The organism is Paenibacillus liaoningensis (assembly GCF_059609455.1).
In genome coordinates, this window is the sequence record NZ_JCAALU010000003.1 from 80,737 (window position 1) to 105,034 (window position 24,298).

Below are 24,298 nucleotides of genomic sequence, written 5' to 3' on the forward strand. Positions count from 1 at the left end.
TTATTCAATGTTAAGGGAGGCAAGCCTTTGCAAAAATATCCTCACTATATGACTCTTGGAGAGTGCCCTTGGCTGCTGGATTGGTATCCACAAGGCAAAGCTATCCCATTTTCCATATATGACTTTGAACCTGACATTCTTAGCTTTACTTATGGCGATTTATTTCCTGCAATGCGATACAACGACGGGAAGCCCTATCGAGGTCAAGTTTATACACTCAGTGAGATCGCCGATATTATAACAAGCTACGGTCTGCCCCAAGCATGGAATGCCCATGGAGACAAAGGCCCGGAAAGATATATAGAAGTGCAAGTATGGGATGATACCTTAATCAAGCCGTTTTATCCCCAGAATTAAACAGCGGCTGCCGCCAAAAATCTCACCTGGCTGCAACCGCGTTCTATGATTACATTATGCTTAAGTCCACTATCTCCATTATCCTTGTCCGCGGTAGGGCAGCCTTGTGCCCGTTGTGGTACTCTATGCCCTATTATATGCCAGCCAAATTTCCTCTTCTTCGTCCGTCATGCTGCCGATCATTTTGCTCATATCTACCTTTTGCGCAAAAAGATCCTTCAGCACATTAAATTGTGCAAAGCTGCCAGCGAATTGCTGCAGCGAGGCCGATTTCGCCACCGCTTCCAATTGGCCAAGCTGCTCGCAGCCGTTCAACTCAAGTTCCTTCAAGCTGCTACACTCGGCTACAGCCGACATATCTGCAACCGATGTATGCTCCAGCTGCAAGCTTTCCAGCTTGGAAAGCGCGGCTGCGAATGTGAGATCATCAAGCTCCAGCTGCTTCAGCTCTAGCGACTTCAGCTTTTTCAGCTTGCTGAGCAGACCGATTTGCTGCTTGGCCGCTTCATCCGCGAAGCCTTGTATCGAAAGCTCCTGCAGCTGCTCCAATTCACAGATCGCGCGCAGTTGCTCCCCGTTGATGTTTGAGACGGCGAGACGGCGCAAGCTTTTGGACTGGGCAAGGGGTGAAAAATCGACAATCGGCACATTTTCAGCCGCCAGCTTTTTAAGCTTTGGCAGCTTAGCCAGTGGGGCAATATCCACAACACCAGTTCCCGTCAAATACAGCTCCTGCAAATAAGCAAGCTCCGACAGCGCGCTCACATCCATAATCGGATTGCCGCCAATGTACAGCACCTTAAGCTGCGTACAGCCGCTGAGCGGTGCAGCATCGCTAATTTCATTGGCGCTTAGCACCAGCTCCCGCACTTCACTGCAATAAGCGAAGGGTTCCGCGTCAGTCAGCCCCTCCTTAATAAAATAAAGCTGCTTCGCCTTCAAAAAAGCAGCGACCGAGCCGGACTTTTCCCTAATGCGCGCCAGCCAGTCGGCACTAAGCGATTGCTCCAGCTGCTCTGCCAAATTGGCTCCCACTGCTCTAACCTCTTCAAGTCCACCATGGCCAGCTTCTAGAGCTGAACGCCCTAGTGGCAGCGGCAAAGCACGCACGGCGTCATGGAAATGTCCATCCCCTTCCCGACCATAGTTCCAGAATACCCACTCCTCATCCCGATTGATGCTGAACTGCCCTTCCTTGACCGTATCGCGAACAAATTTCAGCAGCTCGCCGAGCGTTAAAGCAATGACATATTTCGTCTCCTCATCCCGGCCAAAATTAATGATCTGGCCCGTTACGCCGCTCGGCGCAGGCGCCATATCTACACCGAGATGATTGCCTCCGCCATCCTCGCTGATCGGCAGCCAGCCGCGATTTATGTATCGTTCCTCTATCCAGCCAAGGGGAACGGAATAATGGCCGCTTTCCTCGCCAAAGTCCGCCTCCAAATCCGCCCACACCTGCCACTCTGACGCAAGCTCCTCCAAGGACAGAAACCTTAGCCCCATGAACAGGCCCGGCCCCTCACTCTGCTCGCCGTTATGCAGCAAATACAAGCTCCGCAGGTCGTCCGGAAAAGAAAGGCCCAGCTGCGACTCCACTTGGGCAATTTCCGCTTCCGTTGCAGGCCCGTTCAACGATGCCGCCAGTTCCGGCAGCTCCTCCTTGAGCAGCTCCTTGATTTCCTCCATATATGTGATGATGCTCATCGCTTCTCCATCCTTCCGCTTGTCCATTTCAGCGATCTACTGCTGTACTTCTTGCCCTATCCCTTCCCACTCACTTGCCCTCTCCCTTGCCCCAGCTCCTACAGCTCCAATTGCGCGATAAACAACTGCTGGGCTTTGGCAGCACCATTCATCATCGGATAAATAATGACCCGGTATGCCTGATCGCTGACGCGGCAAATATCGTTTAATACGAGCGATTCGCTGGCTGGAATAGGCAGCAGCTCGCCTGTCAGCTGATTCGTGTAGCCGCGTTCTCCGCTATGTGTAAAAATCGCGCGCAGCTCCGTATTTTGCACAATTGCCCATCCATTACCCTCTTCAAAAGTAAAGCGGATGATATCCGTCCCGTCCGCAAGGCGCACAGGCTCCCAGACGCTGTAAAACGGGCTTGGCAGCTCATGCAGTGCATGCGTCTCCCGCCGCCCGTCCGGCGCAACAACACCGAGATTCAGAGCATTTCCGAGCGTGAAAATAACCCGCATATCCCGTTCGCTTCCGAGCTCCAGCACCTCAAGCAAATCCGCATCGAACCCGCTCAAGCGGCGTTCTTCCATAACGTTACCTTGGCTGTCTAGCGGACGGTGCAGCAGTTCTTCCTCCTGATGAAGAACAGCAAGCAGATGAAGCCTGCCCTCCGGATCAAGGGAGATTTTATTGTTTTTGGGCATCGGCAGCTTGATAACCTTGCTTGACTGGATGCGGCCATCCGCAAATTCCAGCCGCAGCAGGCGGTCCGGCTTTTTATCGCTGAACCAATCCTCATCGTGGAACCAGGCTGATTTCTCTGCCGAAGCGGCATATTTCCCTGGAAAAGGACGGCTCCCTTTAGGAGCGGCATGGTCGCTGCGTCCGTACAGCGGCAGCGCTATATCAAGCTCCTTGCCATGTGAAGTGCCAAGCGATACCCAAACCGCGCCATCCGGGCTATGGAACAGCTCAGGCAAAACGCCCTCCTGCTCATGCTGCGTATCAATAAGACTGCCGCTCTCATCCAGATGGATATAGACGACATCGTAAAGACCGCTTTGATTGTCATGATAGGCATAAGCCGCAATCACCGTACCGCCCCTCGGAGCAGCAATGGCTCCTTTTGGAGAGATGCCGCCCGGATGATTCAATAGGGTCACTTGACCAACCGTATCCGTTAACGTCTCGACATTCCATGCTTTACTCCAGCTTTTCAATTCTTCCATCTGTCTATCAGCCCCTTATTTCTATCGTACTTTGATTTAGGTAGAACATCACATAGGGAAATATACCCTTTTATCGGCAAACTCTATCTTTCTCGCCAGTCCAATGTGGTAAGCTTTCCTCGCAGCGGGGTAATGGTTCAATACGACTTGGTTTATGACGACTTACTCAATCCCAGAATGGAGGATTTATGCTTATGTCCAATCACCTTAACGAACAGCTGTCACAAGCGTTGGAACAATTGCTGAATGAGCATCAACTGTCTCCCGCTGCCGAAAAATTGCTCCCGCAAGCCCGCAGCACAGTGAAGCTGTCTGCAATAGAGCCTGATTTATATGAAAAGGTCGGCAACTCGCGCGTCGGCGGCTATCCAGACCTTCCGCAAGCGATGAAATGGCCGACGGAATCGTCTGGCAAGCTGATGACGCCGCTCGCCCAGCTGAATATGGCAGATATAGCGCCTGCATGCAGACAGGGCTGGCTGCCTGAAGCTGGCATGCTGTATTTCTTTATCGGCATGGACGAAGGGGCTGCGAACGTCGAGCATCGCATTATTTTTGTCGAATACCCGCAGCAGCTTGCTCTACGCCATCCCGAGACGGCAACGATTCTTGAGGATATTTATGAAACGTCGTTTCATCCTTACAAAGCCGCAGCCTTTTCAGCGGTCGAGCTGCCGAACATGCCTTATGTGGATTATGAGGTCATTGATTTTGAGGAGGGCTCGACCGACCGCTATTTTGAGCTTGCCGCCGAGATGCAGGGGGATCGCAAAACCAATTGGGGAACGATGTTCGGCTATCCGGCCGGGCAGCATCACGATGCTGAGGAGGAAGCGGCACTGTTCATTTTGGCGGATAAGACGACCGAAAATGACAGCGAGAAGGCGATGAAGCATTTGATGGACAGGCTCCGTGGAAGCCGGGAGCGGGCCGAAGCGGAAATCGCGGATATGATTATGCTGCTGGAAATAGACAGCAACGAACTAGTCGGCTACCAGTGGCAGAATGCTGGCGTCATTCATTTCTTCATTCGAAAAGAGGACCTGCTGGCTCGCAATTTCAGCCGCACCTACTGCTCGCTGTATTCCAGCTAACCTTCACATCAATAGGAGTACATGGAATATTTAAAAAGCGCGAAGCTTCGCCTCGCAGATTTTCTGCTGACGGCGAGGCGAAGCTTCGCGCTTTATGTCGGGAATCGAACAAGGTGGATCTCAAGATGATACGGATAACCAGTTAGGCCCCGGCCAGTTAAGCTCGGATCTAGGCTTGCAGCTCGGGAACAGCTTGCTGCGCCGCTCGGCCTTGCAAAGCTTCATAATAAGCCTCTGCCAAAGCCTTAATGCCGCGTTCGATCTGCTCCGTGTTGCAGAAGCTAAAGCACAGCCGCAAATGGCGGGAGCCCTGCCCATCCGCGAAAAAAGCATTGCCCGCTACAAAGCTGACGCCCTTCGCAAGCGCTGCTGGCGCAAACTGCCGCACATCCACCTGCTCGTCAAACGTTACCCAGACGAAAAATCCGCCATCCGGCGCCTGCACCGAAATATGCTTCGCAAACTCCCTCCTGAGAGCTTGAATCATCGTATCGCGCTGCGCTCTATAGCGCTCGGTAAGTTTTGCTACCTGCTCATCAAATCCATAATGCTGCAGCAATTCGCCAACGACCTCTTGGGTAAAAGGATTAAGCTGGCTTCCCAGCGACAGCGTCGCCATATGCGTAATGACCTCCGGTGCGGCAATTGCCCAGCCGAGGCGCAGTCCAGGGCCCAACGTCTTCGAAAATGTGCTGACATAGATGACCTGCTCCGGCGCAAACGAATAGATCGCAGGAAGCGTCTTCCCGCTAATGTTCAGCTCGGCATAAGCATCATCCTCCAAAACGAGGAAATTGTAGGCCACCGCCAGCTCCGCAATTTTCCGCCTGCGCTCCAGCGACAGGCTCACACCCGTCGGATTATGATAGTTCGGCATGCAGTACAGCAGCTTCGGTATCGGCTCATTGCTTTCAGCTGCCTGCTTCAAGGCTGCTTCCAGCAGCTCGACCTGAAGACCCTCCTCATCGACGGGGATCGACTTGATGACGGCACCCGCTGCGCGGAACGCCTGCAAGCCATTAAAGAAGGTCGGCCCTTCTACCCAAGCCTCATCCCCCGGGTTTAGCAAAATTCGCGCGGTCAGGTCAATGCCTTGAATGGCGCCAAAGGTCGGAATAAAATTTTCCGCCCCAGCATGAATGCCGAACTTGCGGGAACGTGCCAGCACCCAATCCCTGACGCGGGCTGGCCCCTTCGCTCCCGAATAATGGAGCGCATCCGCCCGGTCCCATTTAAGAGCTTCCGCCGCTGCTGCATGCAGCTCCTCAACCGGCAGCAAGTCCGTTGCCGGAAAGCCGTAGGACAAATGAACATGCTGCGGGTCTGTCACCTTCGTTCCGCCAATGGATCGTGCGGGCAAGTTGCGGGCAAAACGATACGCTGCTGCTTGATCTCCCATCTGAAAAAGCCTCCTCTAATATCCGATTATTCCGATTATTTTATATGAATTTAACTTATCACTCCATATATGCAGCGGTCAACGGCACGGATAATAGAGATTTTCTATTCCATCATTGAAATTTCAAGGATTGGAGATGATATAGACCCATTGCTGGCCAGAAAAAAAAGCACTCAGGCGTGCTGCTTGCGCAGCAGTACCTGAATGCTTTATAAGAGCTTTGACTTCCTGGCTTACAGGCTCGCCGTCAAGATGCTCTTGACCGCTTCCTTGTCCAGGCTCTTGAAGGAGCCGATTGGGCCGAATACAGTCGCTTCCGCCGCCATCCGGTCAATGTTCTCGCCGCCAATGCCCAGCTCGCCAAGTGTTGCAGGCTCGCCAATGCGCGTAAAGTAGGCGCGTGTCGCTTCAATACCCGCAAGCGCCACTTCCTCATCGGATTTGCCGCTCGGATCGATGTTCCATACCCGTACCGCATATTGCACGAAGCGGTCAATACGCTCTTGATACACATGCTTCATCCAGTTCGGGAAGATGATCGCAAGTCCTGCGCCATGTGCGATATCATAAATCGCACTTACCTCATGCTCGATGCCATGCGACGCCCAGTCCGTCACGACGCCAATCGGCAGCGTGCCGTTGAGCGCAAAGGTGCCGGCAAGCAGCAAATTCGCTCTGGCGTCATAGTCGGAGCCGTTTTCGATTGCTTTTTCACCATTTTCAATGACCGTTTGCAAAATGGATTCTGCAAAGCGCTCCTGCAGCGGCGTATTGGTCGTCAGGGAGAAATATTGCTCGAACACATGCGACATAATGTCGACAATGCCGTTCGCCGTCTGATCCTTCGGCACGGAATATGTCAGCTTCGGATCAAGAATCGAAAATTTCGGATAAACAAGCTTGCTGCCGAGACCGCGTTTTTGCTGCGTTTCCCAGTTGGAAATAACCGCATTGCCGTTCATTTCCGAGCCGGTAGCGGCAAGCGTCAGCACAGTGCCGATAGGCAATGCCTCTTGGATGACTGCTTTGCGGATCGTGAAATCCCACACATCGCCATCATAGAGCGCCCCAGCTGCAATCGCCTTGGAAGCATCCAGCACGCTGCCGCCGCCAACGGCGAGCACGAACTCGATTTTTTCGCTGCGGCAAATGTCGATCCCTTTATTAATTGTCGTTAGACGCGGATTCGGCTCCACGCCAGACAGTTCATGAACGGTTGCGCCAATGCTATTTAATTGGGAAATCACTTCGTCATAAAGCCCCGAACGCTTGATGCTTCCGCCGCCGTATACGAGCAGAACTTTCGTCCCGTATGGCTTGACCAGCTCTCCAAGCTGCTGTACCTTCCCTGCTCCGAATATGAGCTTGGTTGGGTTGTACAATTCAAAATCTTTCATAGTAAGTGAAACCTCCCGTTAAGTAAAATAAGTGAACGGTTGTATTATAACACTTTCACTGAGTTTTCTAAAGTTATAGACGTTTCGTACTTAACTCGCCTGTATTCAGCGCAGGCCGCTTCACATTAGGAGCCATACAAACGCAAGAGCAGGATGCCTGCGAACGCGGTCGAAATCCCGATCGTCTCCAGTTTGGAGAACCGCTCCTTCACAACGAACCGCGTATAAAGCAGCACGATTAGCACATTAAGCGCCGTTACGGCCGACACCAGCCCCGCCTTCCCTACATCAAAGGCCGTCACAATAAACATCATGCCCACTGCATTGGTAATGCCGACTGCCATCCCGACGGAAAACGTGCGGCGGAAGCTCCAGCTGCGTTTGTCTGCTGTGCCTGCCCGGTTGGCTGCCTGAGCTGCCACGCTCACGATTGGCTGAGTGCTTGGACTCGCAGTCCCGTTTCTTGCGCCACTCGTGATACCAGCATTAACCGCACTAACCGTATTAAGAGAATTGAGAGTATTAACAGCGTTAAGAGTAATTGCTGCGGCACCTGCTGCTATCTCCTGCGCTGCTTGGCCTGCTGCCGCAGCAGCAGCACGTACGGAGCGCAGGTCGCGCAGCCACCAAAGCCCAAAGCAGATCGAGCCGCTGCTGAACATGCAGACAAGCGTCGGAAACAACGGCGCATCCATCATCGTCGACCATTTTCCCGACAAATCGTTTCCGGCAAACAGCAGCATCGCCAGTAGCCCCCATTGCGCTCCTTGCAAATTGCCACGGGTAATATCATTGGAATAACGCACCAGCAATATACCCGCAATAATGATAATAAAGGAGCTGAGCTGCGCCATATTGAGCGTCTCGCCCCATACCGCGAAGGCGACAACGACGACAATTGCCGAAGGAAGCGCGGTCAAAATCGCAACAATAGAGGCTTTGCCCACGGCAAAGCCCTTGAACATGCTCGCATTTGCGCCGAAAGAGAGCAGTCCCATCTGCACGCCAATAAGCGATGAAACGGTGAAAGATGTTCCAGTCGCCAGCGTACAAACAAGTGTAATCAGCGCCCCTGAGAAAAATACACCACACAGCAGCGCATTGCGATTAAGCGCCTGCTGGCTCGTCCAATGATACAAAATCCCCCGCAGCCCAAAGCTCGTCGCCGCCAGCAAGGATAATACAAGCCACATGAATTCCATTCCTCCATCTGTGTCTGCCCACATATACTTTCCCTATCATGACAGCTGAAAGTTAGATTGTAAATGTACGAAAATAAGCGGTTTATCTATATTCAACCTTAGGACTTCTGACCTGTACAGTGTGGACAATCCTCCCTGTTCACTTGTGGATAAGTATTGGAGGTGGCGGAAAATACTCCATTTGAACTCTGTTGATAATGTGCATAACTCTGTGGATATGTTGAAAAGCAAAGCTCTATCCGCCATAGGATGGCAGGTCAAAATGTGCATATTTTCACGCTTTTGCTTCCATGTGACATAGACAAACATGGATTGAACATAGCCGTCACATCATGGGCTGGATGCCGCATATAATAGCGTAACGAGGTTACGGTGGAGGAGATGCAAACGGATGGCAAACAAAGCGCGCAAGGTCGCTATTGTAGGAGTCGGTCAGGTCGGTTCAAGCTGCGCGTATGCCTTAATTAACCAGTCGATTTGCGATGAGCTGCTGCTCATTGACCGCACGTTCGACCGGGCCTATGCACAGGCGCTCGATTTGTCGCACAGCATGGACTTTGTCCATGGCCGCACAAAGGTTGCTGCTGGAACGCTGGAGCAGTGCGGGGATGTGGACGTTATCCTTCTCTGCGCTGGGGCGTATCCCGTCGGCAGCGATGATCGGCTTGATGTGCTGCATACGGTGCGCGAGATTTATGAAACGATGATTCCGCGCATTATGAACAGCGGATTCAGCGGAATTTTTGTAGCGGCCGCCAATCCTGTGGATATTGTGACGTATGTCGTGTGGGAGCTGTCCGGCATGCCGCGTTGCCAAGTGATTGGCACCGGAACGTCCATCGACTCCTCGCGGCTCAAGACGCTGCTCTGCGAGCATTTTCCAGTGGATGCCCGCAGCGTGCAGGGCTATGTGCTTGGGGAGCATGGCGAGTCGCAGTTTCCCGCCTGGTCGCATGTGACGGTTGGCGGCAAGCCGCTGCTGCATATTTTGGCCCAGCATCCCGAGCGCTTCGGGCATGTGAAGCTCGGAGCGCTCGCGGAGCAGACCCGCAATGCCGGCTGGGAAATCTATACGCGCAAAGGCTCGACCAGCTTTGGCATCGGCAATGCGCTGGCGCATATTACCCGCTCTATTCTAAACGATGAGCATCGCATTATTGCCGTGTCTGCGATATTAAACGGCGAATATGGCCAGCAGCAAGTATGCGCTGGCGTCCCCGCGATCATCGCCCGCTGCGGGGTTAAGGAAATCGTCGAGCTCAAGCTGACTACGCGGGAGCAGCGGCTGATGGAGCGCTCATGCTCGATTATACGCCAGGCGATTGAGAGCCTGTGCCTCGTAACCGAGAAAGAATAGCTGCAAGCTTGGCCGACTAAAAACGGATTGATTTTTCTGATCGTATCCGATATGATAGCTGTTAATTAACATCAAGGAACGGGAGAGTAACCTACATGGGTGCCATTTCAAGCGAGCCGGGACAGTGGAAGCCGGCAATGGACGATTAGGTGAAGCGCACCCGGGAGATGGCGGCCTGAAACGAGCAATCATGCTAGGGACGTCCGGTTCAGCACCGTTACAACGGCGAGATGCCCCTCTTTGTTTCTGTGCGGAGGCGGCAACAAGAGTGGTACCGCGGGGATAACAGGCCTCGTCTCTTATTTTTAGAGACGGGGCCTTTTTGGCGTGCTGCTCTACTCTGGCCGGAACATTTATTTTAGAGAGGAAGATGATGATGCTGTTAATGGACAAAATCGCGCTGGCATTGGCCAAAGCGCTGGATCTGCCCGAAGCGGATATTCGGCCCTTGCTGGAATATCCGCCCGATGAGGAGCTTGGCGATGTTGCTTTCCCCTGCTTTACTTTGGCCCGCACGATGAAACAAAGCCCCGTTAACATTGCTGCTTTGCTTGAGCCCCTGCTGGCAGATGCGAGCTGGAGCGTTCGGGCTGCCGGCCCCTATTTGAATTTCAAATGGAATCGGGAACTAGCAGCCGCGCAGCTTATTGCAGATTGGCAGAACGGAACCCTCCTGCATGCAGCTATAGGGAATGGAGAGCGTGTCATAATCGACATGTCTTCGCCCAATATTGCGAAGCCGTTCGGTATTGGGCATTTGCGCTCGACGATGATCGGCAATGCGCTGTACCATATTTTGCGCAAGGTTGGCTATGAGACGGTCAGCGTCAATCACTTGGGCGATTGGGGCACGCAGTTCGGCAAGATGATTACCGCCTATCTAAAATGGGGCGACGAGCAGCAGCTTGCAGCCGATCCCATTAAGGGCTATTTGGAGCTGTATGTGCGTTTTCACGAAGAGGCAGAGCAGCACCCCGAGCTGGAGGATGAGGCGCGCAGCTGGTTCGCCAAGCTGGAAGCTGGCGATGCTGAAGCGATTCGCTGCTGGAGCCAGTTTATTGCCGACAGCCTGAAGGAGTTCAATAAGCTGTATGCCCGGCTCGGCGTCTGCTTTGACCATTTTCTTGGCGAAAGCTTCTATAACGATAAAATGGACGCCGTCGTCCAGCAGCTTCAGGAGCAGCAGCTGCTGGAGGAAAGTGAAGGCGCACAGGTCGTCCGGCTGGATGAGCATGAGCTGCCGCCTTGCCTCATTCGCAAATCCGATGGCACATCCATCTATGCGACACGTGATTTGGCGACTGCCATTTATCGCCATGAAGAGATGAAGGGCAGCGAGCTGCTGTATGTTGTCGGCTCGGAACAATCGCTGCATTTCCGCCAGCTGTTTCTCGTGCTTGAGAAAATGGGCTTTGCGTGGGCAGCCGCCTGCAAGCATATCCCGTTCGGGCTTATGAAGCTGGACGGGCAAAAAATGTCCACCCGCCGCGGCAAGGTCGTATTTCTAGAAGAAGTGCTGGATGAAGCGGTACAGCGGGCTTTGCAGAAAATAGAGGAAAAGAATCCAGCACTTGCAGGCAAAGCCGAGGTAGCCGAAGCGGTTGGCATTGGCGCCGTCGTGTTCGGGGATCTCAAAAATACGAGAATGCTCGCGGTCGATTTTGTGCTGGAGGATGTACTGAATTTTGAAGGGGAGACGGGCCCGTACGTGCAATATGCTTACGCCAGAACGCAGCGGATATTGGCAAAAGCGGCCGGCAGCGACGTCGCAGCAGCACCTCAGCCTGCAGATTATGAGTATGTGACGGGCGATTATGCTTGGCTGCTAATGAAGATGCTTTTGCGCTACACAGCAGCCCTTGGAGACGCCGCCAAACGGCATGAGCCATCGATTCTCGCCAGATATTTGATTCAGCTCGCCCAGGCGTTCAATCGTTTTTATCATCATGACAAGGTGCTCGCTGGGGACGCTGGGGAGCGGATCGTTAAGCTTAAGCTGGTGCAGGTGGCTGCCGATGTGCTTAAGGAAGGCTTAGAGCTGCTCGGCTTGAAGACGCCGATGGAAATTTAGACGCAAAGCGCAAAAAACAGGCATCCACCAGCCAGAGGCGGGGATGCCTGTTTTTGTAAGCTTGTTCAAACAAGTATTAGCTATTCGTCGGTTCCGGAATAAGATCCTTCTCGATGATCTGCTGATTGAAATGAGCAATGTTCTTCTCAAAGCAATTACAGTAGTAGTCTTTCCGGCACAATGGACACGGCACGTTCAGCATACGCGTAACGCCTGTTAATCTCCATACTGGCTTCTGGCTGTAGAACAAACGCGCCTTAGAACCTTCACTAAGTGTCATGATGAACTGATATAACCCTGAGGCAAGATCTTTGTCGGCTAAAATAACGTTCTTAATCTGCAGTTTCGAATTCAAGATTTTCACCCTTACTGTTCGTATTCAAGATTGTGTAATAATACCCTTTATAGCGCCTTAAGTCAATATTTCCGCCATTAGGTCCATCGTTTTGCTTTGAAAATCTTCATACGAAAGTAAGGAATTCCCGCTTCGGTGAATCCATTTTTATAACGAGGCATGCATGATTTATGCTCTTACACTTTTTTTCTCAAAGCAAAGATGAATATCAGATAGGCTATGATTAGTGCAAGATTGAACAGCGGAAGGATCATTTTCCAAAGCTCCTTCGGAGCCATTGCAAACATTAGCATTCCACCTATAAATAACAAATAGATGTTTTGCACTCTTCTTTGAGGCTCCCATCCTGCTCTTATGATACTAACAATGACCCATAATGTAATCAGCAAATAAGCGATTAGAGCAATTAAATTAAGCATGACCCTACCACCTCGTTCAGGGTTACAATAACGACGTACGTTTAATCACTTGCCTGCCAACTTCAATATTTACACTAGCGACTAAATTTTATCATACAGGATTTTTTATTTTTATGGATAAAAAAAGTAAAATTCACAATTGAAAGTGCTATAATAGCGTTTCATAACGAACCTGCTAGGCACATATGTAAACCAGATCGGGACTGAGGACTGAGATTCCGCTATTCTGACTTTTGAGCCGAGTTCAGGACGTAAGCGGACAGGAGAGCCGTTATCACTCCCATTATCCCAATAAAATGGCCATTTACATCGCAATAGCGGCTCCTGAGTCCGAAACCTGTGCCATAATCCGTAATTCTGTTAAAATAGCTGCGGCTGTGTCCGCCAAGTTTAACGGAAATACGTGTGACGCTAATTTCGATCTAATTCTGGCTCATTTTCGTTCATATAAAAGCACTAAAATAACTTCATAATTAAGCTGGAGGTTTTTTCATGAAATTTATAACAAAATCTTTAATGGATTTAAGTATACAGGAGACTAGACCAGTGCAAGTTCATTCTAAGCTTCCTTGTTTTTTTCAAAGCCTATGAATTTTGTATCCATTCTCTATTCCATTGCTTCTTTTTCCTTAGTCGGATTTGTTGTTTGGATTTTATTTAAGAAATCAAAAAAGTAATTTAAATTAACCATAAAGAGGATGTCCTTAAGTAGCTAAGTAGCTGCTAGCTATTACGGACATCCTTATTTTTTCATAAATATAATGATGCAGCTTTTATTTCAACGTAATCACAAACGTAATAAAATCGTTCTGCTCCTGGGAATAAGTTGCGGCGACGATTTTTTTGCCAGAAGGGCTCCAGCCGAGATCATCGGATAAATATTGGACATCCAGCTTGATCGGCACCGTATCTCCACTGATGGCATCTGCTACAAATACTCCGTTGTCGCCGTCCGTTCCTTCCGATGTCAGGCTGTAGGCCAGCTTCTTGCCATCCGGCGACCAGCTTGTGCCAAATACTTGCGTCGCGCTGCCCAGCTCAATCGGCTCATTGCCCTTGGCATCCGTAATCATCAGCGTCCGCGTCGTATTCGATGTCCGCTTCACCAAAGCGAGCTGCTTGCGCTCGGGCGAGGGGATCACCCAGACGACGTCCGTCGCCAGCTTCTCCGCCTGCTTGCTGCCATCAGGAAGAAAATACAGCACTTCATTCACCACATAATAAATGCCGCCCTCGCCAGGCACTGCCGTAAATATCCGATGATCGCTGCTCAAAATCGTCTCCAATGTGCCATCAACGCTCGCCTTGATTACTTTTCCCTCGACCGTCAAAAACAGCACATGCGTATCGTCCATCCACATGCCTGTCGTCGTATCGATCACATCGCTGCCCAGCTCGACCGACTCTCGCGTTTCCAAATTCATCATGTAGCCGTGGGCACTTTCTTCGTTATTCAGCTTATAAAATAAATATTTCCCATCCGGAGACGGCTTGGCAAATCCCTGATGCGCCGGCTGCTCATGCAAGGCCTCCTCCTGCTTCGTTGCCAGATCGTGCACATACAAATTGTTGGGAAACATCATTTCCCCTTCCACCGCTATTTTCTGCTCATTTTCATTGCGCTTGACGATGACCAGCTGCTCCTCGGTAATAAAACTAATTCCCCGCGTTCTGTCTATTTGGGCAATTTGGCTGACAGCGACCTTCGTATCGGTCGATTGGCCCGGCTCAACGACGGTAATCGTTTTATCCGGCTTTTGAATTGTTTCGCGTGCAGGTGCCGTTCCGTCTGCGCAGCCCGCCAGCAAAAAAGCCACACAGCAGGCAGCCGCGCCTGTATTTATCCATTTAAAATGGGTTTGTTTCATCTCGTGTTTCCCCTCTCCCTTATTGCTATGCGCTTATTGTAATCCGTGGATGTTTCCGCCTCATCTCCAGCTTGTTGCGGACCTGTAAACCTTTACACCATTAACCGCTATATAGCGGAAAATAGACCTTGAACGTCGTTCCATCCTCGCCCGACCTTACCAGTACAAGCTCACCCTTTTGCGCCTCGGCAAGCTGCTTAACGAGCGAAAGGCCAAGTCCCGTTCCTCCCGATATGCGGGAGCGGTCGCGGTTGACCGTATAGAAAGGCTCAAAAATTTTGTCATGCGCTTCCGCTGGAATGCCAATGCCCGTATCCCGCACGACAACATTGACCCGATTTCCGTCCACATGCAGCGCGACCTCAATCTGTCCGCCAGGACGATTATATTTAATGGCATTATCAATTAGGTTGATGAATATTTGCATCAGGCTCTCCCGATCCGCCCAGATGACAGCAGGCTCCAGCTGCATTTGCAGCAACAAATCAAATTTTGCCGCCTTTCCCTGCATGCGCGTGCACAAATCCAGCAGCAGCTCATCCAGCTGCAGCACCTCGGCCTGCTGCTCAAACGCATACTTTTCCAGCGCCGCCAAATGCAGCACCTTCTCGACCATATCGTACAGCCGCCCGGACTCCTTGCCCATGCTTTGTATCGCCTCATCAATGAGCTTCGGATCATCGCGGTACATATCCAGCAAATCCACATACGCCCGAATCGACGTGAGCGGCGTCTTGAACTCATGGCTAATGTTGCCGATGAACTGCTTCTGCTGCTGCTCCAATTGCTGCAGCTTGAGGATGGCGAGCGTAAGCTTGCGCTGCTCCTCCTTCATTTCCTCAATATGCCGTTCAATGGCGCTGCTCATGAAAAAAATATCCTGGCTTAAGTCGCCCAGCTCATCGCGCCTTCGTACGGGATTTTGCTGCAAATACCGCCCTTCCCGAATATTGCCCGCTGCGCTTCTCAGCCGGGAAATGACCGCTGCCAGCCTATAAAAATACGCATAGCCCATGGCGGCCCCTGCCACCACGGCAATAATGCCCGCGGTTTGAAACAGCTCGCGGATGGTTTGGGCGAACTGATGGTCATTTTTCAACGAGTAATGGAAGCTGACTACGCCAAGCAATCCATCCTCGCCCTGCAAAGGAGCAAAATAAATAAGGGAATCCCCCGCCGTCTGATAGGCGATTTTGCCATTCAGGGCATATTGCAGCGTGTCGGATAAATTTGCTCCTTTCTCCCCGCCAACGGGAATGGAGCTGCCGGCTTCTTTGCCCTGCGTGTCATACAGCGTCGTCTGCATGCCGCTGATCATTGAAATGTAGAGCGCCAGCCGCTGCCCTCTCAACGGCATGAAGGCATCAAGGGCAAGCGGCGGTTCGCTAGTAGCGAAGCTTTGCCGAACGTATTGTGCCGCTACCTCGCTTTGCTTGGCCAGCAGCTTCTCTGTTCGCTCCTGCTGATCGCGCTTGATCCCGCTCAGCACCATCATGCTCAGTACGCTAACGGTAAGCGCCAGCAGCACGATCAGCACAATGCTCATCCGCAGCTTTAAGCTGATTCTCATGACGGCTCACCGGATTGCCCCGGCTCATTCGCTTTTATCGATGACGAGACTGACTCCGCCGAAGTGTCCTGCGTATTCCCAGATCCAGCGCTTATCTTTGATGCCCCAGCTGTTGACGCTCCTGCCTTTGAAGCTTTGTAGCCGATGCCGTATACGGTCTGGAGCAGCGTCTGGCTCGAATCGCCCAGCTTTTTGCGCAGCCGCTGAATATGAATGTCTACCGTGCGCGTTCCGCCCGCGTATTCCATATCCCAGACCAAATCAAGCAGCTCCTCCCGGGTATAAACCCGCTCGGGATGCGACAGCAGCAGCGCTGCCAAATCAAATTCCTTTGGCGTCAGCTCAAGCGCAGCACCGCCAGCCGTAATGAGCCGCTGCTGCAGGTTCAGGCGAATGCTGCCCAGCTCATACACATCCGGCTCCTCCTCGCGCCCCGCCAGCTTCTGGGTGCGCCGCATCAGCGCCTTCACTCTGGCAACAAGCTCGCGCAAATCAAACGGCTTCGTCATATAATCGTCGGCGCCCAGCTCAAGCCCCAGCACCTTGTCGACGATGTCATTTTTGACCGTGAGCAAAATAATGCCGACGCCATGGCGATTCTCCAGCTTCCGGCACACTTCATAGCCGTTCATGCGCGGCATCATTACGTCTAAAATAATGACATGCGGCTGGAAGACGGCTACCTTCTCCAACGCCTCTTCCCCATCGCCAGCGGTCTCGACCAAATAGCCCTCGCGTCTGAATGCATAGGCAACGGCGCTGACGATACTCGCTTCATCATCTACGACCAATATTTTTTTATCTATCATCTGACCTGTCATCCTTCACCGCTCCCACCTGTGCCTATCTAACCCAGATTACCCATTAGATCGCAGCATAATGCAATTTTGCATCGCCAATATATCGAACTTGTTTCCAACTTGTAAACTTGTATGAACAAAGAATGGATAGGTGCGCTGTGGTCGCCGATTGTCCAGCAGAAGCCGCAAAATAAAAATTGAAATAGTTGGGAACACCCGATTGGTTTAGGGTAAGAGAAATTAGATCATCTTAACAGAATACGCATTTGCAGGACATGTTCCCTAAACATCATTATACATTGCAGGAGGTTTTCGACGATGGCGAATGAACAAACGAGGACAGGCAACGGCAGACTGGCGGGCAAAGCTGCTCTAATAACGGGAGCCGGCTCTGGCATCGGCCGCGCAGCGGCACTGCTGTTCGCCAAGGAAGGCGCTAATCTGGCACTGCTCGATGTGAATGAGGACGGGCTGGCCAAGGTCAAGCAGGAGGCCGAAGCTTTCGGCGTCACTTGCGCAACAGCCGTGACCGATATTTCAAGCGAGGAAGCGATCGAAGCGGCGTATAAATTGGCGTTAGACAAGCTGGGCCAGCTTGACATCGTCTATGCCAATGCCGGCATTAACGGCTCCATGGCGCCCATTGAGCTGATGAAGCTGGAGGATTGGAGCAAGACGATCAACATTAACCTGAACGGCACGTTTCTGACCGTGAAGCATGCCATTCCAGCGCTCAAGGAAAAGGGCGGCAGCATTTTGATTACGAGCTCCATTAACGGCAACCGCGTCTTCTCGAATATCGGGTTCAGCGCATACAGCAGCACAAAGGCGGCGCAGGTCGCTTTCACTCAGATGGCGGCGCTGGAGCTGGCGAATTACCGCATTCGCGTCAATGCCATCTGCCCTGGCTCGATTAAGACGAATATTGATAAAAGCACGAAACGCTCGCCTTATTTGGAGGAGGTGCAAATTCCGGTCAACTTTCCGGAAGGCGACCAGCCGCTGGAGAAGGGGCCCGGCTCCCCTGAGCAAGTCGCCCAGCTTGCGCTGTTCCTCGGCTCGGATGATTCATATCACATTACGGGCACAACGGTATACATTGACGGAGCGGAATCCTTGCTTCACGGCTAGCTAAACCAACTGCAGGGCAGGAGAGGAGAAACAACTATTTATGCTAAGAGAAGCCATTCACCACACCCCAAGCCACAAATGGGCCTACGCCTATGATTTGAGCACCTATCACATCCGGCTGCGCACGAAAAAAAATGATGTGGAGGATGTCGTCATGGTCGCCGGAGACAAATACGACTGGAATGGCAACCTCCAAGAGATTGTAATGGAAAAAATAGCGTCCGATCAGCTGTTTGATTACTGGGAGGGCGTTATCATCCCGAAATACAAACGCTTCTCCTATGGCTTCCGTCTGCATGCCGGCACAGAGACGATGTGGAAGATCGAGACCGGATTTTATGCGCAGCAGCCGACGCCTCCAGGCGGCTATTTCGAGGTGCCCTACATTCATGAGGTCGACTTGTTCGATGCGCCAGATTGGGCGAAAAACGCGGTTTTTTATCAAATCATGGTAGACCGCTTCAATAACGGTGACAAGGAAAACGACCATGATTACGTAAGGCCTTGGGGAGAAACGCCCGATATTCATTCGCACTTTGGCGGCGACTTGCAGGGGATTTTAGATAAGCTGGAATACATTAGCGATTTGGGCGTAAATGCGATTTATTTGACACCGCTGTTCACTTCGCCCTCTAATCATAAATACGATACGGTAGATTATCATACGATTGATCCTCAGTTCGGCGATCTTGAGCTGCTCAAGAAGCTGGTCGATGAGTGCCACAAGCGCGGCATTCGCGTCGTGCTGGATGCGGTGTTCAACCATGTGAGCGAGCAATTCCCCCATTTTCAGGATGTGCTGAAAAATGGAGAAAAGTCCAAATACAAGGACTGGTTTCATTTGAACCACTTTCCGGTCGCTGTTCAGGATGGCAAAGCGAACTATGATACGTTCGGCTTTTATGGCAACATGCCCAAGCTCAACACCGCCAATCCTGAAGTTAAAAAATATTTGCTCGACGTCGCCGTCCATTGGATTCGTGAAACGGATATTGACGGCTGGCGGCTCGATGTCGCCGACGAAATCGACCATCATTTCTGGCGGGAATTCCGCGGCGCAGTCAAGGCTGTGAAGCATGAGACCTACATTATCGGCGAGGTGTGGGGGGACGCGCTGCGCTGGCTGCAGGGCGACCAGTTCGATTCGTCGATGAACTATCCCTTTACGAACAGCGTGCTTGATTTTTTCGCAAACAACGGCAGGCATGCATCGGATTTTGCCGAAGAGGTGAACCGCCTGCTCGTGCGTTATCCGCAGCAGACGAACGAGGCGCTGCTTAACCTGCTATCGAGCCATGACATCCCGCGCTCCTTGACCAGAATGGGCGGCGATAAACGGCGGGCCAAGCTGGCAGCGGTGTTTATGATGACGTCGATGGGCGTTCCTTGCGTCTTCTACGGCGATGAGGTTGGTTTGCAAGGCGGCGGCGACCCCGATTGCCGCAAATGCATGGAATGGGACGAGGCGAAGCAGGATCGGGATTTGCATGATTTTTATCGCATCATCATTTCGCTCCGCAAAAAGCATGAGGCGCTGCGCTGCGGCCGCTTCCGCTTCCTGCAAGCGAGCAGCGAGAAAGGCACCTTCGTCTATGAGCGGATGAACAATAAGCAGCATTTCACCATTTGGATGAACAATACGGAGGAAAATGTATTCCTCGCCCACCCGATGCTGGCTGGCGGCTGGCGTGATGCGCTTACCGAGGAAGAAGTGGCAACGTTCGAGGAGCAGCTTCGCATTGAGCTGGAACCGATGGGTTACCGGATTTTGTACCGGAACATTTAAAGTTAAAGCAGCTTGAATAGAACTTGCATAGGACTTGAACAGGCAGCAGAAAAGGGACAGGCATCGGTTTTGTCGATGGCCTGTCCCTTCTTTGTACTGCTTAATCGGATAAATGCGAAGCATAGCGCCCTCCGCGCCCCTCAATGAACAGAAATTGCACCTTGGGCTGGAGCTTGCCAAGGGCGATTACCTCATCTAATGTCAGCGTAGAATGGCGCAGCTTGAAATGAAAATGCGGCTGGCGGTTAAAACGCTCAGAGGCGAACAATGCTTCATAGCTTGTATAAGGAATTGCATCCTCCGGCACGTCATCAATCGTTTCAATCCGCTCAGAAAAGTCCAGCTGCTGTAAATCGTTATAATAGGAACAGGCAGCGAGGCGGGCAATAAAGGATTCCTCTGTAAAACCTACCTGCAGCCTCAACTCGCGGAGCGGATGGCCTTCAATCGCGAAAAAAGCCTCATCTGGCACTGTAGGCGTCTGGAAAGTGAGAACAGCCGGCATTTTGGCAAGCAGCTTCGTCACCATGCCATGCTCCTCTTCATAGTCGCTCCCAATGAAGCGGACGTTATGATCGCCTGAATCTGTGAGCTGTACGAGGAAGGAACGCAGTGCCGAAAACTCCGCCTCCGAATGCACGATGCGCGAGAAATTCCATTCATTCAGACCGTTCGCGCCTTCATCAGGCCCCGTGAAGGTTAGCGATGCAAGATGGGGAGCCACCTCAGGCAAACAAATAAATTCCAAGAACTTTACAAAAGGATAGTTCGTCTCGTAGTCGAAATCATCTGCGGCAATCGAAGGATCTTCATCATAGCCAACACCGTAAAACATCAGCTCGTACTGGTCGCCAACCTGGGCAAAGCTGACTTTAGCATCATTGCCGGGTGACCAAATAGCGTGCTCCGGGCCATAGCTTTGCTTAATATCCATTTGATAGTGGTAAATACGCTGCTGCAGCTCCAATAAGCGCTCAATCATCACCGGTCGCACTCCTTTTTCAAGACCAATTTCATTCTCAATCATTATAGAGCCAGCTCCGTATAAAGCGCTATGTAACGCTCCGCAGATGCTCCCCAGCTGTAATCTCCAGCAAAGGCGGCGGCGGTGAGCTTGCCCCGATGCGACTCATTCCACCATATATGAATGGCATAGCGAATCGTATTCAGCATTTCTTGGCTATTGTAATTGGTGAAGGAGAAGCCGTTGCCTTCTCCCGTCCACTCGTTGTAGCTTTGAACGGTGTCCTTCAGCCCGCCTACTTCTCGCACGATAGGCAAGCTGCCATACCGCAGCGCCAGAAGCTGGCTGATGCCGCACGGCTCGAATAGCGACGGCATGAGGAACATATCGGAGGCAGCATAAATACGGCGGGCTACGCCATCATCAAAGCCGATCCACGATACCATTTTGTCCGGATAACGATGCTGAGCTGCACGGAATGCATGCTCCATCTCGGGCTCACCCGTACCGAGCAGCACAAGCTGGATATTTTCCGTTTGCAGCAGCTCGTCCAGCACTTCCAGCACGAGGGGCAGCCCTTTTTGATCCACTAGCCTGCCGACCATTCCGATTAGGGGAATGGCATCGTTGACCGGCAGTCCAAGCTCCTGCTGGAGTGCGGCTTTATTTTGCTTTTTCACGTTGAGGCTGTCCTTGTATGGGAATGGAATGAACGGATCGGTCTCCGGATTGTAGCTGCGGGCGTCGATGCCGTTGACAATGCCGAGAAGCCGGTCGCCTTTGGCGCGCAGCGTGCCGTCCATGCCATACCCGTATTCAGCAGTTCGGATTTCGTTGGCATAGGTCGGACTGACGGTCGTCACCCGGTCTGCAAGCTGAATGCCCGCCTTCATAAAGCTCACCGAACCATGATATTCAACTCCATCCGGGGTGAACATCTCATTTTGCAATCCCAGCCAATCGCCCAGCGCATGATGCGGATAATTGCCTTGATATTGCAAATTATGAATGGTAAACACCGTCTTCACGCGGGAATATTCCGGGCGATGCCAATAATGATGCTTGAGCAGGGCGGGAATCATGCCCGTATGCCAATCATGGCAATGCAGCACATCGGGGATAAAGCCCATTACCGGCAGCGCATCAAGCACAGCCCGGCAGAAAAACGCATAACGCTCGCCGTCATCCCCGTAGCCATAAGCCGAGCCGCGACGGAAATAATGCTCATTGTCGATAAAATAATAGACGACTCCGTCATGTTCCAGCTCCTTGATGCCGCAATATACTTGCCGCCAGCCTACCGATACATAAATGAAGCCAAGCTCCTTCATCTGCGCTCGATATACGTCCTTCACCGAAGCGTAAAGCGGCATAATAACGCGCACATTGGCGCCCTTCTCATTCAATGCTTCCGGCAGTGAGCCTGCTACATCAGCAAGGCCGCCCGTCTTCATAAATGGCACGCATTCCGCTGCCGCAAACAATACGTTCATGCATTTCATCCCCTGCTCTTTGGTTTCATAAAGCTGCAATGCCGATTTAACGCTTAACGGGAACGCTGAACCTTTACTCGCCGCAAAATAAGGATAGATAACGGCGGCAGCGGCAGCTCTACGCTGTTTTTCTTATCATGCCAGCTGATGCGCTGCGATGCAATGGCGCCACCTTCCCGCAGCAGCTCCGCTTGAAAACCCGATCCGCCATAAGCGGGCTCATCGCTGTTCAGCACGATTTCATAATCGCCTGCGCTCGGTACGCCAATGCGGTAAACCGGATGCGCGTAATCGGTAAAATTGCACAGCATAATGAGCGCTTCCCCCTTCGGGCTGGCTAATCTGCGATATGAGAGGACGCTTTGCAAATCATCCTCGTGCTCTATCCATTCAAAGCCCCTGTAATCATGGTCGAGCTTCCACAGCGCTTTCTCCTGGGCATACAGCTGATTCAGCCTGCGGGTATAAGCCTGCATCCGCCAATGCGGCTCATAATCCAGCAGCAGCCAGTCCAGCTCCGCGTCGTCCTTCCACTCGATGAACTGGGCAAATTCGCCGCCCATGAACAGCAGCTTTTTGCCTGGATGGGTCATCATATAGCCGTAGAACAGCCGCAGTCCGGCAAATTTCTGCTCATAGCTTCCGGGCATTTTGTTCAGCAGCGATTTTTTCCCATGCACGACCTCATCATGGGAAAGCGGCAGCGCATGATTGTCCTGCCAGGCATACCAGATCGGGAAGGTCAGCAGATTATGTTTGGTTTTACGGTTGAAAAAATGCTCCTTGGCATAGCTGAGCGTGTCATTCATCCAGCCCATATTCCACTTATAATTAAAGCCAAGCCCGCCTTCGTCGACCGCTTTCGTAACGCCGGGATAAGCATGCGACTCCTCGGCCATCATAAGGGCATGCGGGTAATATTGAAAAACCGTCTTATTCAGCTGGCGAAAAAAAGCGATGCCTTCCAGATGCTCCTTGCCGCCGAATTCATTCGGACGCCACTGGCCTGGTTTTTTATCAAAATCATGATACAAAATGCTGGTGACCGCATCAACGCGCAAGCCATCAATATGAAACAGATCGAACCAAAACAAGGCATTCGAAATTAAGAAATTGCGAACCTCCGGCTTTCCGTAATCGAAGGCGAGTGTTCCCCAGCCGGGCTTCTCGGCAATGAGCGGGTCGTCATTTTCAAACAGAGCCGAGCCGTCAAAGCGGCGCAAGCCATGCGCATCCTTGGCAAAATGCCCCGGCACCCAGTCTAGAATGACACCGATACCGTTTTGATGACAGCGATCCACCAGCTCCATTAATTGCTGCGGTTCACCGTAGCGGGAAGTTGCGGCATAATAGCCTGTCGGCTGATAGCCCCATGATTTATCGTACGGATGCTCGGTCAGCGGCAGCAGCTCCAGATGGGTATACCCCATATCCGCTACATACGCGACCAATTGATCAGCCAGCTCGCTGTAGGAAAGCAGAGTATCATCCTTATGCCTGCGCCAGCTGCCAAGATGCACCTCGTAAATGTTCATCGGACGGGCGTACGGCGCTTTTTTTCCGCGCATCCACGCCTCATCCTGCCACGAATAACCGTCCAGCGACCAGACGCGCGATGCGGTTTGCGGCCTTACTTCGGCATAAACGGCATAAGGATCAGCTTTGAGCAGCCTCTCACCATTTTGGGCTATGATTTCATATTTATACAAAGCGCCTTTCGGCATATTCGGGAAGAAGCCTGTCCATATGCCGGACTTGTTAAGCCGGGTTAGCGGCTCATTGCCGCCATGCCACCCGTTAAAATCCGTCGCCAGACGAACCTCTCGTGCCTCCGGCGCCCAAACGTTAAAGCGAATGCCTTCGATTCCATGCTCAGTAGATTGGTGAGCGCCCATTTTTCGATAGCTATGCGCCCATGTTCCTTCATGAAACAGAAATATTTCCTCTTCGGACAATGTGGAGATTTCCATCCATTTCACCCGCTTTATGTTCGCAATGAACGTATAGTAACGCACACGAAAGCTAATATTAACCTTAAAAATTGATTTTGACTCAACCGTTTCAAGCGCCCTTCAGTCGTTTAAAAATACCTTACAACAACCCGTCACGGACGG

Annotated in this window: 19 protein-coding genes and 1 other annotated feature; of the genes, 6 read left to right on the top strand and 13 right to left on the bottom strand. The window is 51.8% G+C overall.

What is annotated here, in order from left to right; genetic code table 11:
* Positions 1-27 precede the first annotated feature (27 nt).
* Complete coding sequence (locus AC6B99_RS04965; RefSeq protein WP_496662899.1) at positions 28-357, top strand: hypothetical protein; 330 nt, start codon at positions 28-30, stop codon at positions 355-357.
* A 123-nt stretch (positions 358-480) separates the two neighbouring features.
* Here AC6B99_RS04965 and AC6B99_RS04970 read toward each other — a convergent pair whose 3' ends face one another.
* Positions 481-2,064: an SMI1/KNR4 family protein gene (locus AC6B99_RS04970; protein WP_162241890.1), complete on the bottom strand. Its 1,584-nt coding sequence runs from the start codon at positions 2,062-2,064 to the stop codon at positions 481-483.
* A 98-nt stretch (positions 2,065-2,162) separates the two neighbouring features.
* Positions 2,163-3,278, bottom strand: a complete 1,116-nt coding sequence (locus AC6B99_RS04975) for a hypothetical protein (RefSeq protein ID WP_496662900.1) — start codon at positions 3,276-3,278, stop codon at positions 2,163-2,165.
* Positions 3,279-3,472: 194 nt separating this feature from the next.
* Between AC6B99_RS04975 and AC6B99_RS04980 the strand changes: the two genes are divergently transcribed.
* Positions 3,473-4,372, top strand: a complete 900-nt coding sequence (locus AC6B99_RS04980; RefSeq protein ID WP_496662901.1) for a YwqG family protein — start codon at positions 3,473-3,475, stop codon at positions 4,370-4,372.
* A 169-nt stretch (positions 4,373-4,541) separates the two neighbouring features.
* On the opposite strand, the gene AC6B99_RS04985 is transcribed toward AC6B99_RS04980, so the two are convergent.
* The 3 genes from AC6B99_RS04985 to AC6B99_RS04995 all read right to left on the bottom strand — a co-directional run bounded on the left by AC6B99_RS04985 (position 4,542) and on the right by AC6B99_RS04995 (position 8,361).
* Positions 4,542-5,771: an aminotransferase-like domain-containing protein gene (locus AC6B99_RS04985; RefSeq protein ID WP_496662902.1), complete on the bottom strand. Its 1,230-nt coding sequence runs from the start codon at positions 5,769-5,771 to the stop codon at positions 4,542-4,544.
* Positions 5,772-6,004: 233 nt separating this feature from the next.
* Positions 6,005-7,168, bottom strand: coding sequence for an iron-containing alcohol dehydrogenase (locus tag AC6B99_RS04990; protein WP_494862459.1), 1,164 nt, complete (start codon positions 7,166-7,168; stop codon positions 6,005-6,007).
* Positions 7,169-7,293: 125 nt separating this feature from the next.
* Positions 7,294-8,361, bottom strand: coding sequence for an EamA family transporter (locus AC6B99_RS04995; protein WP_056033842.1), 1,068 nt, complete (start codon positions 8,359-8,361; stop codon positions 7,294-7,296).
* A 400-nt stretch (positions 8,362-8,761) separates the two neighbouring features.
* Between AC6B99_RS04995 and AC6B99_RS05000 the strand changes: the two genes are divergently transcribed.
* Positions 8,762-9,727: an L-lactate dehydrogenase gene (locus AC6B99_RS05000; protein WP_056033838.1), complete on the top strand. Its 966-nt coding sequence runs from the start codon at positions 8,762-8,764 to the stop codon at positions 9,725-9,727.
* A 65-nt stretch (positions 9,728-9,792) separates the two neighbouring features.
* Positions 9,793-10,030, top strand: a binding site (T-box leader).
* Between the two features lie 76 nt (positions 10,031-10,106).
* On the top strand, positions 10,107-11,798 hold the full coding sequence (gene argS / locus AC6B99_RS05005; RefSeq protein WP_496663010.1) for an arginine--tRNA ligase: 1,692 nt from the start codon (positions 10,107-10,109) through the stop codon (positions 11,796-11,798).
* Between the two features lie 76 nt (positions 11,799-11,874).
* On the opposite strand, the gene AC6B99_RS05010 is transcribed toward argS, so the two are convergent.
* The 5 genes from AC6B99_RS05010 to AC6B99_RS05030 all read right to left on the bottom strand — a co-directional run bounded on the left by AC6B99_RS05010 (position 11,875) and on the right by AC6B99_RS05030 (position 16,816).
* Positions 11,875-12,153 carry a hypothetical protein gene (locus tag AC6B99_RS05010; protein WP_046233598.1) on the bottom strand — a complete coding sequence of 93 codons (279 nt, stop codon included), beginning with the start codon at positions 12,151-12,153 and terminating at the stop codon, positions 11,875-11,877.
* A 176-nt stretch (positions 12,154-12,329) separates the two neighbouring features.
* A complete protein-coding gene (locus tag AC6B99_RS05015; RefSeq protein WP_496662903.1) occupies positions 12,330-12,572 on the bottom strand; it encodes a hypothetical protein in 243 nt (80 codons plus the stop codon).
* Between the two features lie 773 nt (positions 12,573-13,345).
* Positions 13,346-14,440 carry a hypothetical protein gene (locus tag AC6B99_RS05020; protein WP_496662904.1) on the bottom strand — a complete coding sequence of 365 codons (1,095 nt, stop codon included), beginning with the start codon at positions 14,438-14,440 and terminating at the stop codon, positions 13,346-13,348.
* A gap of 100 nt (positions 14,441-14,540) precedes the next feature.
* The gene (locus AC6B99_RS05025; RefSeq protein WP_496662905.1) at positions 14,541-16,010 is read right to left on the bottom strand and encodes a sensor histidine kinase; all 1,470 of its coding nucleotides are present in this window, start codon (positions 16,008-16,010) and stop codon (positions 14,541-14,543) included.
* Positions 16,007-16,816 (bottom strand): response regulator transcription factor, encoded by an 810-nt coding sequence (locus tag AC6B99_RS05030; protein WP_496663011.1) that lies wholly within the window; start codon positions 16,814-16,816, stop codon positions 16,007-16,009. Before AC6B99_RS05030 ends, AC6B99_RS05025 begins: the two co-directional genes overlap by 4 nt.
* A 312-nt stretch (positions 16,817-17,128) precedes the next feature.
* On the opposite strand from AC6B99_RS05030, the gene AC6B99_RS05035 reads away from it, so the two are divergent.
* Positions 17,129-17,941, top strand: coding sequence for an SDR family oxidoreductase (locus AC6B99_RS05035; RefSeq protein WP_056033826.1), 813 nt, complete (start codon positions 17,129-17,131; stop codon positions 17,939-17,941).
* Between the two features lie 40 nt (positions 17,942-17,981).
* A complete protein-coding gene (locus tag AC6B99_RS05040; protein WP_056033823.1) occupies positions 17,982-19,727 on the top strand; it encodes an alpha-glycosidase in 1,746 nt (581 codons plus the stop codon).
* Between the two features lie 100 nt (positions 19,728-19,827).
* Here the strand turns inward: AC6B99_RS05040 and AC6B99_RS05045 are convergent, their stop codons facing one another.
* Genes AC6B99_RS05045 through glgB form a run of 3 tightly spaced genes read right to left on the bottom strand, consistent with a single transcriptional unit; the run spans position 19,828 to position 24,154 of the window.
* On the bottom strand, positions 19,828-20,754 hold the full coding sequence (locus AC6B99_RS05045; protein ID WP_496662906.1) for a hypothetical protein: 927 nt from the start codon (positions 20,752-20,754) through the stop codon (positions 19,828-19,830).
* Positions 20,754-22,184: a glycogen synthase GlgA gene (glgA, locus tag AC6B99_RS05050; RefSeq protein ID WP_494862468.1), complete on the bottom strand. Its 1,431-nt coding sequence runs from the start codon at positions 22,182-22,184 to the stop codon at positions 20,754-20,756. The genes AC6B99_RS05045 and glgA overlap by 1 nt, the downstream gene beginning before the upstream one ends.
* A gap of 53 nt (positions 22,185-22,237) precedes the next feature.
* Positions 22,238-24,154, bottom strand: a complete 1,917-nt coding sequence (glgB, locus tag AC6B99_RS05055; protein WP_496662907.1) for a 1,4-alpha-glucan branching protein GlgB — start codon at positions 24,152-24,154, stop codon at positions 22,238-22,240.
* Positions 24,155-24,298 lie beyond the last annotated feature (144 nt).

Bases quoted from the DNA above. Each gene is read 5' to 3' on its own strand.
- AC6B99_RS04980 (WP_496662901.1), top strand. From the start codon at position 3,473: ATGTCCAATCACCTTAACGAACAGCTGTCACAAGCGTTGGAACAATTG.
- AC6B99_RS05045 (WP_496662906.1), bottom strand. From the start codon at position 20,754: ATGATTGAGAATGAAATTGGTCTTGAAAAAGGAGTGCGACCGGTGATG.
- AC6B99_RS05020 (WP_496662904.1), bottom strand. From the start codon at position 14,440: ATGAAACAAACCCATTTTAAATGGATAAATACAGGCGCGGCTGCCTGC.
- AC6B99_RS05015 (WP_496662903.1), bottom strand. From the start codon at position 12,572: ATGCTTAATTTAATTGCTCTAATCGCTTATTTGCTGATTACATTATGG.
- AC6B99_RS05040 (WP_056033823.1), top strand. From the start codon at position 17,982: ATGCTAAGAGAAGCCATTCACCACACCCCAAGCCACAAATGGGCCTAC.
- glgA (WP_494862468.1), bottom strand. From the start codon at position 22,184: ATGAACGTATTGTTTGCGGCAGCGGAATGCGTGCCATTTATGAAGACG.
- AC6B99_RS04990 (WP_494862459.1), bottom strand. From the start codon at position 7,168: ATGAAAGATTTTGAATTGTACAACCCAACCAAGCTCATATTCGGAGCA.
- AC6B99_RS05035 (WP_056033826.1), top strand. From the start codon at position 17,129: ATGGCGAATGAACAAACGAGGACAGGCAACGGCAGACTGGCGGGCAAA.
- AC6B99_RS04995 (WP_056033842.1), bottom strand. From the start codon at position 8,361: ATGTGGCTTGTATTATCCTTGCTGGCGGCGACGAGCTTTGGGCTGCGG.
- AC6B99_RS04970 (WP_162241890.1), bottom strand. From the start codon at position 2,064: ATGAGCATCATCACATATATGGAGGAAATCAAGGAGCTGCTCAAGGAG.
- glgB (WP_496662907.1), bottom strand. From the start codon at position 24,154: ATGGAAATCTCCACATTGTCCGAAGAGGAAATATTTCTGTTTCATGAA.
- AC6B99_RS04985 (WP_496662902.1), bottom strand. From the start codon at position 5,771: ATGGGAGATCAAGCAGCAGCGTATCGTTTTGCCCGCAACTTGCCCGCA.
- AC6B99_RS05025 (WP_496662905.1), bottom strand. From the start codon at position 16,010: ATGAGAATCAGCTTAAAGCTGCGGATGAGCATTGTGCTGATCGTGCTG.
- AC6B99_RS05000 (WP_056033838.1), top strand. From the start codon at position 8,762: ATGGCAAACAAAGCGCGCAAGGTCGCTATTGTAGGAGTCGGTCAGGTC.
- AC6B99_RS04975 (WP_496662900.1), bottom strand. From the start codon at position 3,278: ATGGAAGAATTGAAAAGCTGGAGTAAAGCATGGAATGTCGAGACGTTA.